This window comes from Stenotrophomonas sp. STEN014 (genome assembly GCF_056760315.1).
The window spans coordinates 370,195-388,298 of record NZ_JBRREN010000002.1 but is presented as its reverse complement, the minus strand read 5'-3'; the positions used below and the strand labels follow the sequence as shown (position 1 = coordinate 388,298).

At 67.8% G+C, this 18,104-nt stretch carries 12 protein-coding genes; 7 read left to right on the top strand and 5 right to left on the bottom strand.

Annotated elements, in window-relative coordinates; genetic code table 11:
- The first annotated feature begins 129 nt into the window (after positions 1 to 129).
- Together ACVOMC_RS04510 and ACVOMC_RS04505 are read left to right on the top strand one after the other, a co-directional pair.
- Entirely contained in the window at positions 130 to 2,196 is a 2,067-nt protein-coding gene (locus ACVOMC_RS04510) for a glycoside hydrolase family 97 protein (RefSeq protein ID WP_481522966.1), read from the top strand.
- A gap of 259 nt (positions 2,197 to 2,455) precedes the next feature.
- Positions 2,456 to 5,224, top strand: a complete 2,769-nt coding sequence (locus ACVOMC_RS04505) for a TonB-dependent receptor (protein WP_481522965.1) — start codon at positions 2,456 to 2,458, stop codon at positions 5,222 to 5,224.
- Between the two features lie 513 nt (positions 5,225 to 5,737).
- Here ACVOMC_RS04505 and ACVOMC_RS04500 read toward each other — a convergent pair.
- Positions 5,738 to 7,351, bottom strand: coding sequence for an alpha-glucosidase family protein (locus tag ACVOMC_RS04500; protein WP_057506437.1), 1,614 nt, complete (start codon positions 7,349 to 7,351; stop codon positions 5,738 to 5,740).
- A 191-nt stretch (positions 7,352 to 7,542) separates the two neighbouring features.
- On the opposite strand from ACVOMC_RS04500, the gene ACVOMC_RS04495 reads away from it, so the two are divergent.
- Both ACVOMC_RS04495 and ACVOMC_RS04490 read left to right on the top strand, forming a co-directional pair.
- Entirely contained in the window at positions 7,543 to 8,541 is a 999-nt protein-coding gene (locus ACVOMC_RS04495; protein WP_057506436.1) for a polyprenyl synthetase family protein, read from the top strand.
- Between the two features lie 3 nt (positions 8,542 to 8,544).
- A complete protein-coding gene (locus ACVOMC_RS04490; protein ID WP_057506435.1) occupies positions 8,545 to 8,793 on the top strand; it encodes a hypothetical protein in 249 nt (82 codons plus the stop codon).
- Positions 8,794 to 8,952: 159 nt separating this feature from the next.
- Here the strand turns inward: ACVOMC_RS04490 and ACVOMC_RS04485 are convergent, their stop codons facing one another.
- The 4 genes from ACVOMC_RS04485 to ACVOMC_RS04470 form a co-directional block, all read right to left on the bottom strand.
- Positions 8,953 to 9,750 (bottom strand): dienelactone hydrolase family protein, encoded by a 798-nt coding sequence (locus ACVOMC_RS04485; protein WP_481522964.1) that lies wholly within the window; start codon positions 9,748 to 9,750, stop codon positions 8,953 to 8,955.
- A gap of 69 nt (positions 9,751 to 9,819) precedes the next feature.
- Positions 9,820 to 11,229, bottom strand: a complete 1,410-nt coding sequence (gene murD, locus ACVOMC_RS04480; protein WP_481522963.1) for a UDP-N-acetylmuramoyl-L-alanine--D-glutamate ligase — start codon at positions 11,227 to 11,229, stop codon at positions 9,820 to 9,822.
- Positions 11,210 to 12,562 carry a UDP-N-acetyl-alpha-D-muramoyl-L-alanyl-L-glutamate epimerase gene (gene murL / locus ACVOMC_RS04475; protein WP_481522962.1) on the bottom strand — a complete coding sequence of 451 codons (1,353 nt, stop codon included), beginning with the start codon at positions 12,560 to 12,562 and terminating at the stop codon, positions 11,210 to 11,212. The genes murD and murL overlap by 20 nt, the downstream gene beginning before the upstream one ends.
- Before the next feature lie 76 nt (positions 12,563 to 12,638).
- Positions 12,639 to 15,242 carry a bifunctional aspartate kinase/diaminopimelate decarboxylase gene (locus ACVOMC_RS04470; protein WP_481522961.1) on the bottom strand — a complete coding sequence of 868 codons (2,604 nt, stop codon included), beginning with the start codon at positions 15,240 to 15,242 and terminating at the stop codon, positions 12,639 to 12,641.
- 209 nt (positions 15,243 to 15,451) lie between these two features.
- Between ACVOMC_RS04470 and ACVOMC_RS04465 the strand changes: the two genes are divergently transcribed.
- The 3 genes from ACVOMC_RS04465 (at position 15,452) to ACVOMC_RS04455 (ending at position 18,026) form a co-directional block, all read left to right on the top strand.
- On the top strand, positions 15,452 to 16,312 hold the full coding sequence (locus tag ACVOMC_RS04465) for a PhzF family phenazine biosynthesis protein (RefSeq protein ID WP_481522960.1): 861 nt from the start codon (positions 15,452 to 15,454) through the stop codon (positions 16,310 to 16,312).
- Between the two features lie 78 nt (positions 16,313 to 16,390).
- Entirely contained in the window at positions 16,391 to 17,266 is an 876-nt protein-coding gene (locus ACVOMC_RS04460) for a PhzF family phenazine biosynthesis protein (protein ID WP_481522959.1), read from the top strand.
- Positions 17,267 to 17,501: 235 nt separating this feature from the next.
- Complete coding sequence (locus tag ACVOMC_RS04455; protein ID WP_481522958.1) at positions 17,502 to 18,026, top strand: GNAT family N-acetyltransferase; 525 nt, start codon at positions 17,502 to 17,504, stop codon at positions 18,024 to 18,026.
- Positions 18,027 to 18,104 lie beyond the last annotated feature (78 nt).

The following is an 18,104-nucleotide window of genomic DNA, read 5'->3' as shown; positions in this document are numbered from 1 at the left end:
GATACGCACCGCCGTTGCATACGTATTCAATGCCCGCCAGCACCCACCACCGCAGCGGAACGGGAATAGTGGCCGGATGGCCCGCGCGCCACGCGCGGTCGCCGACCAGACCCCGGAGCACATATCCAGATGGCCGACCGACTTTCCATTTTCTTCCGACTGCTTTCGCCTGCCGGCCTGGCGCTGCTGCTGTCCAGCGCACAGAGCGTGCAGGCGGCCGACCTGGCGCGCGTCACCTCGCCGGACGGCGCGCTCGCGGTGATCGTCCAATCCCAGCACGAGGGACGCCTGTCCTACCGGGTGGAGCGCAACGGTGATCCGGTCATCGCTCCCTCGCGGCTGGGCATGCTGCTCGGCGACGGACGCCTGGAGCGCAACATCGCGCTGACCGCGCAGTCGCAGCGCAGCGTCGATGAGACCTGGGAGCAGCCTTGGGGCGAACGCCGCCTGACCCGCAACCACTACAACGAACTGCGCACCCGCTTCAGCGAGAAGCCCGGCGCCGGCCGCGACTACGCACGCCAGTTCGAGGTGGTGTTCCGCGTCCACAACGACGGCGTCGGCTTCCGCTACGAATTCCCGCAACAGGCGGCGATGGAACAGGTCACGGTACAGGCCGAGCTGACCGAGTTCGCGCTGGCCCACCCGGCCACCGCCTGGTGGATTCCGGCGTTCGAATGGAACCGCGAGGAATACCTGTATCACCAGACGCCGTTGAAGGAAGTGGGCATCGCGCAGACGCCGCTGACCCTGCGCAGCGACAACGGCCTGCACATTTCCCTGCACGAGGCCGCGCTGGTGGACTATGCCGGCATGAATCTGGCGCGCGGCGACGGCGATGTCCTGCATGCCGCGCTCACGCCTTCCGGCAACGGCGCACCGGTGCAGCGCTCGCTGCCCTTCCACACGCCGTGGCGGACCATCACCATCGGCGAAACCGCCGCCGAGCTGGCCGAATCCAGCCTGATCCTCAACCTCAATGAACCCAACGCGCTGGGCGATGTGAGCTGGTTCACCCCGGCCAAATACGTGGGGGTGTGGTGGTCGCTGCATCTGGAGACCGAGACCTGGGGCACCGGCCCGCGCCACGGCGCCACCACCGCCAACACCCGCCGCTATATCGACTTCGCCGCCGCCAACGGTTTCCGCGGCGTACTGGTGGAAGGCTGGAACACCGGCTGGGACGGCGACTGGTTCGCCAACGGCCAGGCCTTCGATTTCACCCGCGCCACCGCCGACTTCGACCTGCCGGCACTGGCACGCTACGGCGCGGCCAGGGGCGTGCACCTGATCGGCCACCACGAGACCGCCTGCGCGGTAAGCCATTACGAGCGCCAGCTGCCCGCGGCGCTGGAGCTTTACGCGCGCAACGGTGTGGATGTGATCAAGACCGGTTACGTCTGCGACGCCGGCGACATCCAGCGCCAGGACCGGGCCGGGGGCCCGATCCTGCGCGAGTGGCACGAGGGCCAGTGGATGAGCAACCACCACCTGCGCGTGGTGCGGCAGGCGGCGGAAAAACATATCGCGATCAACGCGCACGAGCCGATCAAGGACACCGGCCTGCGTCGCACCTATCCGAACTGGGTGTCACGTGAAGGGGCTCGCGGCATGGAGTTCAACGCCTGGGGCAATCCGCCCAATCCGCCGGGACATGAAGCCACGCTGGTGTTCACCCGCATGCTGGCCGGGCCGATGGACTACACCCCGGGCATCGTCAGCCTCAAGGGACGCAATGGCCTGCCGCTGCGCAGCACGCTGGCCAAGCAGCTGGCGCTGTATGTGGTGCTGTACAGCCCCATCCAGATGGTGGCCGACCTGCCCGAACACTACGCCCAGCACCCGGACGCCTTCCAGTTCATCAAGGACGTGGCGGTGGACTGGGAGCAAAGCCACGTGCTCAATGGCGAAATCGGCCAGTACGTGACCTTCGCGCGCAAGGTGCGGGGCGGCGAGGAATGGTTCCTCGGCAGCGTCGGCAGCGAACAGCCGCAGACGCTGGACGTGCCACTGTCCTTCCTCGATCCGGGCCGCCGCTACCGGGCGCAGATCTACCGCGACGGCGACGGCGCGCACTGGGAAACGGCGCCATTCGCCTTCGCCACCGAAACGCGGGAGGTCCGCAGCGGCGATCCGCTGCGCATTGCGCTGGCGGCCGGTGGCGGCATGGCCGTGCGCTTTGTGCCGCTGGACTGAGCCCTGCCCGAGGCCTGAAACGCAAGGATCAAGCCGCAGGCGGTCGTTCCGTATCCGCCCTCACCGGCGAAAGCGTTTTCAGACTCGCGTGCCGGCATTGCACGGCATTGAATACGTATGCAGGCCGGTCCCGCCGCGGGGTCCGCTGATTACCATGCCAGACAGTCGCACGCTGCGAAAAAAACAAACGCGACACGCCCCCGACACCTGTCTGGGGCGACTGGCTACAACCAACCGACATCACCTGGGAGAGGGGAGCATGTTGAACACCAAACGCAATCTGCTGAGCGTGGCACTGGCTTCGGCCATCACGTTGGGCGCCACCAGTGCACACGCACAGACGGCCGAGGCGCAGAGCAAGCCCGAGACGAAGGCGGAAGCCACCGATCTGGATACCGTCACCGTCACCGGCATCCGTCGCGGCATCGAAAGCGCGATCTCGGTCAAGCGGGATTCCACCTCGATCGTGGAGGCCATTTCGGCCGAGGACATCGGCAAGCTGCCGGACGTGAGCATCGCCGAATCGATCGCCCGCCTGCCCGGTCTGGCCGCCCAGCGCGTCGCCGGCCGCGCCCAGGTCATCAGCGTGCGCGGCCTGTCGCCCGACTTCGCCACCACCTTGCTCAATGGTCGCGAGATGGTCAGCACCGGCGACAACCGCAGCGTCGAGTTCGACCAGTACCCGTCGGAACTGATCAGCGGCGTGACGGTGTACAAGACCCCCGACGCCGGCCTGGTCGGCCAGGGCCTGTCCGGCACGCTGGACATGCAGACCGTGCGTCCGCTCAGCTACGTTGACCGCGTGATCGCCGTCAGCGGCCGCTACCAGAAAAACTCGCTGGGTGAGGCCGCCGGCGAAGACCCGTACGGCAACCGGATCAATGCCAGCTTCGTGGACAAGTTCGCCGACGACACGCTCGGCCTGGCGATCGGCTACTCCCACTCGGAAATGTCCAAGCAGGAGAACCAGGTCGGCCTGTACGAGCCCTGGCAGGCCATCGGCGACAACTGGCGCCCGGGCGTCGCCGCCGGCACCTACTATTCCGATGGCATCAAGGCATTGCGCCGCACCGGCCACGCCAAGCGTGACGGCGTGATGGCCACCGTGCAGTTCCGGCCGAACAACAGCTGGACCAGCACCTTGGACGCGTTCTACACCAAGGCCAAGGAATACGACACCGCCAACCAGCTGGAAATCCATCTGGGCGATTACAACGGCGGCTACGACCGCTTGAACGTCACCGACGTGGTGGTCAACAGCAACGGCAGCTTCGTCAGCGGCACGGCGCACAACGTCTATCCGCTGGTGCGCGGCATGTACAACCGCCGCGAAGACAGCATCAAGGCGCTGGGCTGGAACAACGAATTCACCTTCGGCGATGTGCGCGTGGTGGCCGACCTCAGCTGGTCCAAGGCCGAGCGCGACGAGCTGAATCTGGAAAACAACCTGCAGTTGCTGCCTGCCCCGATGCTGGATTCGGTGACGTTGAATTTCGCCGGCGGCAACTTCCCGCAGTTCACGCCGGGCCGCGACTATTCGGACTTCAGCAAGCTCTACCTGACCAACACCATCTACGGCTCGGGCTATGGCAAGACCCCGCATGTCGATGATGAGCTCAAGGGCGTCAAGCTGGCGGCCACCTTCCCGGTGCCGGAAGGCTTCAGCTGGTTCTCCGACTTCGACGTCGGCGTGAACTACGCCGACCGCAGCAAGAACAAGACCCAGGCCGAAGGCAACATCAACCTCGGCGCGCAGGGCGTCACCAGCATCGCCGCCGACCTGCAGTACAAACCGGTCAACCTGGGCTTTGCCGGCGCCGGCTACATCCCGGCCTGGAATGTGCCCGCTGCCGTGGACCGCTACATGGTGTTCAATCCGACCACCACCGAAAGCTACCTGATCCCGAAGCAGTGGACGGTGGACGAGGAGATCACCACCACCTTCCTGCGCGCCAACATCAGCACCCAGATCGGCTCGATTCCGGTGCGCGGCAACGTCGGCCTGCAGGCCCAGCACGTACGCCAGTCCTCCAGCTCGAACTACTGGGATGGCGGGCAGCCGGTCGGCAGCCAGGTCATACCGATCAACGAAGGCAAGAGCTATCTGGACTTCCTGCCCAGCCTGAATCTGGCCTTCGAACTGCCGGCCGAGAACACGGTGCGCTTCGCCCTGGCCCGCCAGGTCGCACGACCGCGCGTGGACGAGCTGCGCGCGTCGATGGAATTCGGCGTGGACACCAACATCGGCAAGCCCGGCGCCAGTGGCGGCAACCCGAACCTGGACCCGTGGGTGGCCAACGCGGTGGACCTGTCCTGGGAAAAGTACTTCGGCAACAAGGCCTACGTGGCCGCCGCGGTGTTCTACAAGGACCTGAAGACCTACATCTACACCGAAAAGCGCGATGGCTATGACTTCACCCAGCAGGTCGACGCGTGGCTGCAGGCCAACGCCATCACCCTGCCGCCGGGCATCGTGGTCGACAAGACCGGTTACTACACCGCGCCGTTCAACGGCAACGGTGGCAGCCTGCGCGGTGCCGAGCTGACCGCGTCGCTGCCGCTGGACCTGTTCTTCGACGGCCTGCGTGGCTTCGGTGTGGTCGCCAGCGCCAGCTTCAACGACAGCAACATCTCCATCCCGCCGGATCCGGGCACCACCTCCAGCGTGGGCTCCGAGCCGATCATGCTGCCGGGCCTGTCCAAGCGTGTGTACAACTTCACCGCCTACTACGAGAACAACGGCTTCGAAGTGCGCCTGAACCAGCGCAAGCGTTCGGACTTCATCGGCGAGATCGGCAACTTCAACGGCAACCGTACCCTGCGTTACGTCAAGGGCGAGGACGTGCTGGATGCGCAGGTGGGCTACAGCTTCGGCGACGGCAGCCTGTTCCAGGGCCTGAGCCTGTTCCTGCAGGCCAGCAACCTTACCAACTCCAAGTACGAGACCTACGCCGGCACCAAGGACCGTCCGCTGGAAACCGTGGAATGGGGCCGCACCTACCAGGTGGGTGTGAACTACAAGTTCTGATCCGGGACACCCTGGTTGATCGGCAGAGCCCGCTGTTCACGCAGCGGGCTCTGCCGTTTGCGGGACCTGCAATGCCCCGCCCCTGCGACATCGGGGCTGCCCGGCAACGTACCGCGCACCGGGATCACGCCCGCACACTGCATCCTGGGCGTCGACGGACCAGACCGATGTTGCCAAAGTGCGTGACTTGCCGGGCGGTGGCCCCTCATCTGTGGTCCGCGCGGCTGTGCCGAAGCGACATCGCGCGGACGGTGGGGAACCCATCGGCCACCACACAAGCTCGGGCCGGCAGTGCCCGTCGACAGAAAGCGCGGCAAGCCAGACCTCTTGCGGAACACGTCCGCCGCGGAAGCGTGCTTCCCTCCGGCAATGCCATGAGCACCTTGGCGCACGATCTCAAGATCACAACGGGCAGACAGCGGACGTTTCCCGGGCGCGCAATCGCGCCTGGAACAGACGCAAAAAAAAGGCGGAGATGTGATCTCCGCCCTCCACAGGAAAGAGCAACTTGCCTCAGCTGCGCCGCGCGCAATACACCGCGTGCGCAGGCAACACCAGTTCACCGGCCTCGAGGCCGCCTGACGCCGGCCCCGGCAGCTCCAGCGCCTGCCATGTGCCCGCCGGCAGGGGCTGGCGCTGCGACTGAGCGGAGAGATTGAACGCCAACAGCAGCACCTCGTCACCGAGCTGGCGTTCGAACATCAGCACCGGCTCGGTGCTGTCGATGAACCGGATTCCGCCCTCCACCAGCGCCGGATGCGCCTTGCGCCAGGCCAGGAACGCGCGGAACGCGTGCAGCACCGAACCGGCATCGGCTTCCTGCGCCTGCACCGACAGCGCACGGTGTTCGGCCGGAATCGGCAACCACGGCTTGCCCGTGCTGAAGCCGGCCACGTCACCATCGCTCCACGGCATCGGCGTGCGGCAGCCGTCGCGGCCCTTGAAATTCGGCCAGAAGGTGATCCCGTACGGATCCTGCAGCGCCTCGAACGGCACATCCGCCTCGCCCAGGCCCAGCTCCTCGCCCTGGTAGATGCACACCGAGCCGCGCAGCGAACACACCAGCGCAACCAGCATCTTGGCCAGCTGGGGGTTGGCCGGATGGCCGCCCCAGCGCGTCACCGCCCGCTGCACGTCATGGTTGGACACCGCCCAGCACGGCCAGCCGTCACGCATCGTGGCTTCCAGCTTCTCCACCGTGCCGCGGATGTAGGCCGCACTGTAGTCATCGACCAGCAGCTCGAAGCTGTAACCCATGTGCAGGCGGCCCGGCGCGGTGTACTCGGCGGTGGTGGCCAGCGAATCCTCCGAGGAGATCTCGCCCAGCGTCACCGCGCCCGGATACTGGTCCAGCAACGCGCGCAGACGCTCGAGGAAGCCGATGTTCTCCGGCCGGGTGTTGTTGTAGTAGTGGTACTGGAACGCGTACGGATTGTCCGGGCTGAAGCCGCGGCCCACGCGCTCGCTTTCCGGCTTGGGCGGATTGTCGCGCAACTGCGCGTCGTGGAAGCAGAAGTTGATCGAATCCAGGCGGAAGCCGTCCACGCCACGGTCCAGCCAGAACTTCACGTAATCCAGCGTGGCCTGCTGCACGGCCGGATTGTGGAAATCCAGATCCGGCTGCGAGGACAGGAAATTGTGCAGGTAGTACTGGCGGCGGCGCGGTTCCCAGCGCCAGGCCACGCCGCCGAAGATCGACAGCCAGTTGTTCGGCGGCGTACCGTCCTCGCGCGCATCGGCCCACACATACCAGTCGGCCTTGGGGTTGTCGCGGCTCTGCCGGCTTTCCTTGAACCAGGCGTGTTCCACCGAGGTGTGGCTGAACACCTGGTCGATCATCACCTTCAGCCCCAGCGCATGCGCCTTGGCCAGCAGCCGGTCGAAATCGTCCAGGCTGCCGAACAGCGGATCCACATCGCGCTGGTCGGCGATGTCATAGCCGAAATCGGCCATCGGCGACTTGAAGAACGGCGAGACCCAGATCGCGTCCACGCCCAGCGAGGCGATGTAATCCAGCCGCTCGATGATGCCCGGCAGGTCACCCACACCGTCGCCATCGCTGTCCAGGTAGCTGCGGGGATAAATCTGGTAGATGACGGCGCCGCGCCACCAGGAAATCTTCGACATCAAGCGCCCCCCTACGGGCTTCAAATGCCCCGGAAGGGGCCGCAGAACGTATGCCGGCCAGCTTAGCGTCGACGCTTTGTCGACGGTGCCGCTTGCATACGTATTCACTGCGTGCAGTGGGGGTTTCCGCCGCCGCGGGCCGCTTGCCTCCGCACCGCCTATAATCCCGGGGCACCCTCCGAAGTATTCCTATGAGCATCGCCGAACATATCCGCCCCGCGCTGGGCCTGCCTGCCATCCAGACCCTTGCGGCACCGGACATGGACGCCGTCGATGCCCTGATCCGCCACCGTCTGTCCTCGGACGTGGTGCTGATCAACCAGATCGCTGACCACATCATCTCCGCCGGCGGCAAACGCCTGCGGCCGATGCTGGTGATGCTGGCCGGTCACGCGGTCGGCGGTGCCGGTCCGGAGCACCACCAGCTGGCGGCGATCATCGAGTTCATCCACACCTCGACCCTGCTGCATGACGATGTGGTCGACGAGTCGGATCTGCGCCGCGGCCGCAGCACCGCCAACGCGCTGTGGGGCAATGCCCCGAGCGTGCTGGTCGGCGACTTTCTGTACTCGCGCAGCTTCCAGCTGATGGTCGAGCTGGACCGCATGCCGGTCATGCGCATCCTGGCCGACACCACCAACCGCATCGCCGAAGGCGAGGTGCTGCAGCTGCTGCACGTGCACAACCCGGATACCGACGAGGCCGCCTACCTGCGGGTGATCGAACGCAAGACCGCGGTGCTGTTCGCCGCCGGTACCCGCCTGGGCGCACTGGCCAGTGGCGTGGACGAGGCCACCCAGCAGGCGCTGTACGACTACGGCATGCACCTGGGCTACGCCTTCCAGATCGCCGACGACGTGCTGGACTACTCGGCCAACGCCGAGGAGCTGGGCAAGAACCTGGGCGACGATCTGGCCGAAGGCAAGGCCACGCTGCCGCTGATCCACGCCATGGCCCATTCCGATGAGGCCACCCGCCAGCGCCTGCGCGAGATCGTGCAGAACGGCGAGGCCAGCGCGATGCCCGAAGTTCTGGCCGCTATCCAGGCCACCGGTGGCCTGGACTACAGTCGCCAGCGCGCCCGCCAGTACGCCGAGGCGGCCGAAGCCGCACTCGAAGGCCTGGCCGAGAATCCGGCTGTGGCCGCCTTGCGCGGGCTGGCCCGCTATGCGGTCGAACGCGGCCACTGAGCCGTGAGCACCGCCGGTTTCAGCGATGAGGAACGCCAGGTGCTGTTGGCGGTATACGGCGTCGGCGCCACCGTGGTGGCCCGGCTGGAACAATTGGGATTCACCTCCCTGCCCCAGCTGGCACAGGCCCAGCCCGGCGATATCGTCAGCCAGGCCGCCGCGATGCTGGGCAGCAGCTGCTGGCGCAACAGTCCGCAGGCGCGGGCGGCGATCAGCGGCGCGATCGCGGCGGCAAAAGCCCGATCGCGGTAGGCGCAGCGCGGCGTGGCCTGGGGCCACGGGTGCCGAAACCACCACGGCCGGGTACCACCCACGGCCAACCACGGCACCGTACCCGCGCGCACCACCCTGCCGCAGCGACCAGACAGAGGCCGGTCTTGCGGCTGCTGCGGTTCCGCCCTCCGCGCGCGGTCAGTCGCCCAGGCGTTCTTCCAGGAAATTGTCCATCATCTTCCAGGCCCGCTTGGCTGCGCGCGGGTCGTACAGGCAGCCCGGCGGGCTGTCGGCATCGGACTCGGCAAAGCAGTGCACCGCTCCGCTGAAATTGACGAACTGCCAATCCGCACCGGCGCTGTCCATCTCCTTGACGAACGCGGCGATGTCCTCGCCCGTTACCCCCTGATCGGCGGCCCCGTTGAGGACCAGGATCGGTACCTTGCCGCTGCCTGCCGGCGCCGGACTCGGGGTGGACAGGCCGCCATGCAGACTCACCACCCCGGTCAAGGGCAGGCCGGCACGCACCATCTCCAGCACCGTGGTGCCACCGAAACAGAAACCGACCGCGGCGATACGGCCGGCGTCCAGCGGCGCCTTGCCGGCCTGCGCCTCCAATGCCTGCAATGCCGCACCGGCCCGGGCACGCAGCAGGGCCCGGTCATCGCGCAAGGGTTTGGAGGCCGCAGCGGCTTCGGTGTTGTCCTTGGGTCGTATGTCCTTGCCGTAGACATCGGCCACCAGCACCACATAGTCATCACCGGCAATCTGCCCGGCCTTGGCGACGGCGGATGCGTTCACGCCACGCCAGTTGGGCACCATCACCACACCGGGTCGGCGGGCGTCACCGTCGTCGTCATAGACCAGCACGCCGCTGTACGACGCGCCATCGTGCTGCCATTCCACCGTGCGCTGCTGCATTTTCGCCGCGGCCGGCAATGCCACCGCCAGCCACAGGCCCGCCACTGCCACCGGCCACTTCCGTTCTGCTCGCATCGGACTTCTCCGCTCAGGGGTGCGCCGAGTTTAAGTCCGACGGGCCCCAGCCCGGGTGATTGCCGGGATTCAGCCGATGCCTAGCCCGGGAATGGCGCTGATGCTGTCCGGATCAAAGCCGGCCAGCGCGGCGAAGTGGCGGCCGCGCGCCACGTAGTCGCTGTAAGCGCCAAAGCTCGGCGCGCCCGGTGACAGCAGCACCACCCCGCCCTGCGCGCCCAGTGCCGCACGCGCCAGTTCCACTGCCTGCGGCAGATCGGCGGCCGCATGCAGTCCGAACCGGCCAGCCTCGGCCAGCGGTCGCAGCAGGTCGTTGATGCGCGGGCCGTTGCCGCCCATCGTCACGATCTCCACCGGCGGCACGTCATGGGCCATGTGCGCGAGGAAATCGCTCCAGTCCAGGCCGCGATCGTGGCCGCCGACCAGCAGCGCGATGCGCTGCCCGGCAAAGCAGTCCAGCGCCGCCAGCGAGGCATGCGGGGTGGTGCTGATCGAATCGTTGACCCAGCGCAGCCCATCGCGCTCGCCCAGCAGCTGCAGGCGGTTGGGCAGCGGCCGGAAGCTCCGCACTGCCGGCGCCAGGGCCACGGCATCCAGTCCCAGCGCTTCGATGGCGGCCAGTACCGCGCACAGGTTGCCGCGGTTGTGCCGGCCCGGCAGCGGCGTATCCGCCGTATCGAACACCGGCTGCGCGCCGCGATGCACCACCTCGCCGACCATGTGCCAGCCTTCAGGCTGGTTGAACCAGACGATCTTGCTGTGCGGCAATTGCAGCGCGCGCAGATGCGCGTCGGCGGCATTGAGCACGGCCACCCGCGGATGACCGCCGGTCACCAGTGCCAGCTTGTCGTCGATATAGCGTTGTTCGCTGCCGTGCCAGTCCAGGTGTTCGGGAAAGATGTTGAGCACCACGGCGACATCCGGCCGCGCGCCACTGCGCGCTACTTCCCCGGTCTGGTAGCTGGACAGTTCCACCGCCCAGTATTCCGGTGCCGGTTGCGGATCCAACGCTTCGAGCAGGGGCAGGCCGATATTGCCGGCCAGGCCGGTGCGATGCCCGGCCGCGCGCAGCAGGTGCGCCAGCAGCGAGGTGGTGGTGCTCTTGCCCTTGGTACCGGTCACGCACACCGTGTCGGGCAAGGTGCCGTCAGGGCCGGCATGCTCGCTGAACCACAGCGCGGTACCGCCGATGAACTGCGTGCCCAGTGCCTGCGCCTGCAGCGCCTCGGGCTTGTACGGGCTGATCCCCGGCGACTTGATGACCACCTCGAAGCGCGCCAGCGCCGCGCCGGTGACGTCGGTTTCCACCTGCAGCGCGCCCGCGGTTTCGGCACGCGCGGCCGCGGCCTCGGCCGGCGGACAGAACAGCGTCAGTGGCAGTTGCGGCAGGCGCTGGCGCAGTACGGCAAATGCCGCACGGCCCTCACGCCCCCAGCCCCACAACGCAACCCGCTTGCCTTCAAGCTGCGAAATTCGCACGCAGACGCTCCCACAGGGCTGCCGGGATGCGGTGTTCGCCGTCGATGACCAGCAACGGTTCGATCTGCAGCTCGTCCGCCGCCAGGGTCGGCTGGATCAGGCTGGCGAAACGCTTGACCAGCACGTCTTCCTTCCAGTCCGCACGCGCGGCCAGCGTGGCCATCGCCGCACGCGACTCCTTGCCCTCGCCCACGCACTCGAACGGCTTGTGGTCGCCGAATTCCAGCAGCGCGTCGTAGCCGCCAGCCTGTTCGCTGTCATCGAGCAGGTTGCGGCCGAAGATGCGCACCAGCCGGGTCTTGGGCATGAACGGGGCCAGCGCCAGGAACACGAAGTGACACTTCGGACAGACGCCGCACCAGCGGTTCACCGGACGCTCGCCGAGGATGTGGAAGTTGCGGTTGCAGCTGGAGAAATGCGCGTCGTAGTAGTCGGTCCTGGCGAACTGGCGGGCCACCGCCAGCTCCGACAGCGGCCGCAGCAGCGAGTAATAGTGCAGGTCGGCCGCCACGTGCTGCTGCACATGCTCGCCGAACGCCTGCTCGAACGCCCAGCCCTTGGACCACTGGTGGTTGACCTCGCCGGTACCGGCGATCTGGCTGCCGTAACTGGCCGAGCGTTCGTTGGAGAACACCACCTGGTCCACGCCCTGCACCAGCGCGGCCAGCACCATGATCGCCGAGTTCACCGCGGTCACCGGGATATGGCCGTTCCAGGCCCCCTGGCGGTTGAGCTCGAACAGCTCCGGGGCCAGCGTGCGACCGATATTGAGCGTCGGCAGACCGGTGCGGTCGGCGCAGGCGCGGATCAGCTGCGAGCCGCCGATCCAGGTCACCGTCTCGGCCACGCCGGCATGGCGCAGCGCCTCGATGCTGACCAGCGAATCCTTGCCGCCGCCGATGGCCACCAGCGCGTGCTCGCGCAGGCCCAGCACCGGCGCCGGCACCGTCTGGCCCTGCACCGGCAGCGTGAAGCGGCCGCGCAGGTTCAGGCCATTGCGGTAGGCGAACTCGCCCAGACCATTGAGATACACCGTTTCCACCAGTGTGGCGGTGGCCGCATCGATCGCATAGCTGTCGATGCTCACCTGCGCCGGCACTGCCGCCTTGTAGTAGCTGACACCGGCGATCAGATGCAGCAGCTGCAGCGCGCGTTGCACCGCCGCCGCACGCTCGCCCTCCAGCTGGAACGGCGCCCCCGGCACGGTGACAGTCTCGGTCATCTCCGGGCCGTCGTCGAAGGCGTAGACCAGTCTTGCCACGCCGGTATCCGCGGCAAAATCGCAGCGGATGAAGCGGAAGCGGGAAACCTGGTTTTTGTCAAAAGCTGTCATGGCGTATCCGAATCAAACGAACCGCCGCGCACCAGCGCGCGGCGGACGACAAAGTTTTCGCGGCAGGAGGCGATTGTCACGCATCGAGGACCGCCTCGCGCGGCAGTGCGCGCAGGTTGTAGGTGCTGGCCATGCTGAAACCATAGGCGCCGGCATCGGCGATCAGCATCACATCCCCCGGCGCGGTGGTCGAGGGCAGCTTCACGCGCTGCGCGAACACGTCGCTGGATTCACAGATCGGGCCGACCACGCTGAAATCGACGTCGCGCGCCTCTTCCAGGCGCGCGAGGTTGGCGATGTCGTGCCAGGCGTCGTACAGCGCCGGCCGCAACAGGGCGTTCATGCCGGCATCCAGGCCGACGCGGCGCACGCCGTCCTTCTCCACCACCTGGGTGGCGTGGGCCAGCAGCACGCCGGCCTCGGCGACGAGGAAGCGGCCCGGCTCGATCGCCAGCTGGAACTGCGGGTGCACCGCCCTGATCTCTTCCAGCCCGGTGGCCCAGGCGTCCAGATCGAACGGCTCGTCATCGGCGCTGTACGGGATCGGCAGACCGCCGCCGATATCGAGGATCTCCACGCTGCCGATACGGCGGGCGAACCCGGCCATCTCGTCGACCATCTGCTTCCAGTGGCCGCCGGTCTCGATGCCGCTGCCCAGGTGCGCGTGCAGGCCGCTGATGCGGATATCCAGGCTGCCGGCCAGCGCCATGAATTCACCCACCCGCTGTGCCGAGAGGCCGAACTTGGCCTCCTTGCCGCCGGTGTTGACCTTCTGGTGATGGCCGTCGCCGTGGCCCAGATCGATACGCAGCCACAGCGTGCGGCCACGGAACACCTCCGGCCAGCGCCGCAGTAGCTCGACATTGTCCACGGTGACGGTGACGCCACGCGCCAGCGCCGCCTGGTACTCGTGGATCGGTGCGAAGCTCGGCGTGAACAGCACCCGCGCCGGCGCGATGTCCGGTACCGAGGCGAACACATGCTCGACCTCGCCCAGCGACACGCATTCCAGACCGAAGCCTTCGGCGGCGAGCGTGCGCAGGATCTGCGGATGCGGATTGGCCTTGATCGCATAGAAGCGGCGATCGACCGCGGCAATGGCCTTGAGCTGGGCGGCGCGCTCGCGCACCTTGTCCAGGTCGTAGACATAGGCCGGAGTGCCCTGCGCGGCCAGCGCCAGCAGCTGCTCCCGCTTGCCCGGTGCCTGCCACCACGGCGTGGGCCGCGGCCGCAGCGTGCCGATGATCTCGCGCCAGCGCGGGCCGAATACCTGCTCCTCGTAGACCGGCATCGCGCCACTGTCGATCAGCTCGGCGTGCAGGATCGGCAGCAGGCCGTCGGCATCGGCCTCGTCGATGACGAAGGTCAGGTTCAGGTCGTTGGAGGACTGCGAGATCATGTGAACGCGCTCCTTGCCGAACGTGGCCCACACGTCCGAGAGCTTGTACAGCAGCGAACGCATACCACGGCCGACCAGGGTGATGGCCGCGCACGGCACGATCACCTTGACCTTGCAGATCTGCGACAGGTCGGCCGACAGCGCAGCCAGCACGTCGGTATTGACCAGGTTCTCGGACGGATCCAGCGACACGGTGACGTTGGTCTCGGCCGAACCGATCAGGTCCACCGACAGCCCGTGCTTGGCAAACAGCGCGAACACTTCGGCCAGGAAGCCGACCTGCTGCCACATGCCGATGCCTTCCATCGACACCAGCACGATGCCGTTGCGGCGGCTGATCGCCTTCACTCCCGGCACCGGCGCGGCGGCGCCGTCGATGCTGGTGCCCGGCATGTGCGGGCGCTCGGTATCGAGGATCGCCATCGGCACGCCGGCATCGCGGCACGGCTTGATCGAGCGCGGATGCAGCACTTTGGCGCCGGTGGTGGCGATTTCCTGCGCCTCGTAATAGTCCAGCCGGGTCAGCAGGCGGGCGTCGGGCACGTCCTTCGGGTTGGCGCTGAACATGCCCGGCACATCGGTCCAGATCTCCACGCGACTGGCACCGAGCAGCGCGCCGAAATAGGCGGCCGAGGTGTCCGAGCCACCGCGGCCGAGGATGGCGGTACCGCCGTCGGCATGGCGCGAGATGAAGCCCTGGGTCAGCAGCATTCGCGTGGGCTGGGCGTCGAAGCGGGCCTTGAAGCCGGCATCGCCCTGCCACTGGCAGTTCACCGACAGCCGTTGCGACCAGGCGGTCTGGTTGGGCACCGGCGGCTGCGCATGCAGCCAGTCGCGGGCGTCCATCCAGCCGAAATCCAGTCCGTTGCTGCGCAGGTAGGCCGCGCCGATGCTGGAAGAGAGCAGCTCGCCCTGGCCCAGCACGTCGGCCTGCCAGTCCAGCGGCCGGGTTGCGGCACGCGGGTCGTCAAGCAGCGCGGCCAGTGCGGCCAGCCGTCCGGCCAGCACCTCGGGGCTCAGCTCCAGCTCGGCGAGGAAGTCGTTGTGGCGGGTGACCAGCGCGGCCACGCGCTGGCGGCTGTCGGCTGCGCCATCGGCGATGGCGGTCAGTTCATTGGTCACGCCGGACAGCGCCGAGACCACCACCAGCACCCGGCCGCCGGTTTCCTCGGCCCGTTTTTTCGCCAGTTCCCCGATCGTGTTCCAACGATGACGACGGGACACCGAGGTGCCACCGAACTTCAGAACGATCCAGCGATCAGCGCGAGGGGAAGCAGACATTGGCTTGGGGGGTTCACTTGGGGGAGAAAGACCCGGCAACGCGGGCAGAACTCCCGATTCTATGCCAAGGCCGGCGGGGCCGGATTGCTGATTACGGTCGATACCATCCCCCTCCAGGGGCGCAGAAAGTAGCACCTGCAACGACCCCGGTCATCCCCGCCCGTGGCCCGGATTGTTAAGCTGCCCGGCCCCTCTGCTTCCGAGCCGCCATGACCGCACGCCGCTACCTGCAACTGGACGTCTTCGCCGCCCGCCCGGGCGCCGGCAACCCGCTGGGCGTCATCGTCGACAGCGAGGGCCTGGACGATGCCGCCATGCAGGCCATCGCCGCCTGGCTGAACCTGTCCGAGACCATCTTCTTCCTGCCGCCGGACCAGGGCGCCAGCTACCGCATCCGCATCTTCACCCCGAAGGGCGAACTGCCGTTCGCCGGCCACCCCAGTGTCGGCGCGGCCTGGGCGGCGGTCGAGCTGGGCCTGGCCACACCGGATGACGCCGGCCAGCTGGTCCAGCAGTGCGCCGCCGGGCTGCTGCCGGTGCGGGTGCAGGGCGGGCGCTGGTTCCGCCAGATCCATGTGCGCAGCCCGCAGGCCGAACGTCGCGACATCGAAGTCCCGGCACTGCCCGCAGGCCTGGCCACGCTGTCCAAGCCCGGCCATGGCCCGGAACTGTGGAACAACGGCCCGGACTGGTGGCTGCTGGAAGCCGGCAGCGAAGCCGCGCTGCGCCGCTACACGCCGGAGCTGGCCGCCATCGCCGCTCTGCCTGGACGCGGCAAGCTGGCCGCGTTCGCCGCCGCCGACCGCCCGGACGTGGGCTATCAATATGTGGTGCGCGCCTTCGCCCCCGGCGTGGGCATCAACGAAGACCCGGTCACCGGCAGCGCCAATGCGCTGGTTGCCGCCCACCTGCTGGCCCACGGCCGGATCAAACCGTTCCAGCAGTACCTGGCCAGCCAGGGCCGCGAGCTGGGCCGCGCCGGCGAGGTGCGGGTGGAGGTCGACGGGGATTCCAATATCTGGATCGGCGGCGAGGTGCAGCAGGTGATCAGCGGGCAGATCGAGTGGTGAGCCACCTTGCTCCGCGGCACCCGCGACCCCTCTGCCCCCTGATTGCCAGCCCACCCCACTGATTACGGACAACCTGCCATGACCACCCGCCGCTTCCTGCAACTGGACGTCTTCGCCCCCCGCCCCGGCACCGGCAATCCGCTGGCCGTGGTGCTCGATGCCGACGGCCTGGACGAGGCCGCCATGCAGGCCATCGCCCGCTGGACCCGCCTGCCCGAGACCACCTTCATCTTCGCCCCGACCCGGCCCGGCAGCAGCTACGGTATCCGCATGTTCGCGCCGCAGAAGGAGGTGCCGTTCGCCGGCCATCCCAGCGTCGGCAGCGCACATGCGGTGCTCGAAGCCGGCATCGCCGCGCCGGTGGATGGCCAGCTCGTCCAGGACGGCATCAACGGCCCGCTGCCGCTGCGCATCAGCGAGCACGGGGGCGTGCGCACCATCGCCATCCGCACCCCGCGTGCGGCGGTGGCCGAAGTGGTCGGCGCCGACGATCCGCGCCTGCAACCGGCGATCAGCGGCTGGCCGCTGGGCCAACTGCCGCCGGTGCTGATGGACGGCGGCCGCCGCTGGTGGCTGGTGGAGGTGGCCGATGAAGCCAGCCTGCGCGGCCTCACCCAGGACTGGGACGCGATCGCCACGCTGGCCGAAAGCACTGGCGCGATGGGTGTATTCGCCTACGCCCGCAGCCACGGCGAGGACTACCAGCTGGTGGTGCGCGCCTTCGTCGGCAACGGCCGCCGTTTCGAGGACGCCGCCTCCGGCGCGGCCAACGCGGTGCTGGCCGCGTGGCTGGACGAACGCAACGCGCTGCCCGGCAGCGGCAAACGCTACACCGCCAGCCAGGGCCGCGAGGTCGGCCACGACGCGCGGCTGGAACTGCACATCGACGAGGACGGCGAGGTCTGGTCCGGCGGCCAAGTGCAGACCGTGATCCGTGGAACCATCGACTGGTAAGCGTCCCTGCTGCGGAGCGGGCGGGCATTCGCTCCACCGCGCTCGCCCCCCACGGAACATTGGCCGTTTCAGGCGGCTCACGGCATCCACAGCCCCCTGGCGCAAGCGCTCGCGACGGCGGTGACCGCTACCGTGGCCAGTGATGACCGCTCTTTCGGCATGCGCGATTCCCACATCGTCAGCCGGGCCGGCAACGTGCCTTGCTTCCGGCAGCCCCTGCGCAGAGGTACCAGGCATGACTGAAACAGCGTCGCGGCCGCCAGCGACGGCGATACGTATCCGCGACTTCAGGTCCGGAGACGAAGCCCTGCTTCGCCAGGTGTTCGTCTCCGCGATAGACGGTTCGACTGGCGGTCACTACAGCCAGGCGCAGCGCGAGGCATGGCTGGCGGGCGCCGGGGATGTTGCGAGATGGAACCTGCATATCCAACGCCTCCAGCCGTTCGTGGCGCTGCACGATGGCGTGGTGGCCGGTTATGCCGACCTGCAGCCATCCGGGCTGATCGATCATTTTTTTGTGGCCGCCGATCACGCACACCGTGGCGTCGGCAGCGCGCTGCTGCTGCATCTGCAGCAGCAGGCGCGACGGCGGGGCATCATTGAATTGCACGCCCATGTCAGCCTCAGCGCCGAGCGTTTCTTCAAACGGCACGGCTTCCGCGTTAAACAGCGGCAGACCGTGCGCGTTGCCGGCATCGGCCTGGACAACGCGGTGATGTGCAAACACATGGAAAGCGAAGCCGGCGCGTCAGCGGACTGACCCACCGGTACCGGCAGCCGCTCCTGCCGGCGATGCCCGCGCAGACGCGCAACCTCCACCGGACCAGCCGACAGCCCA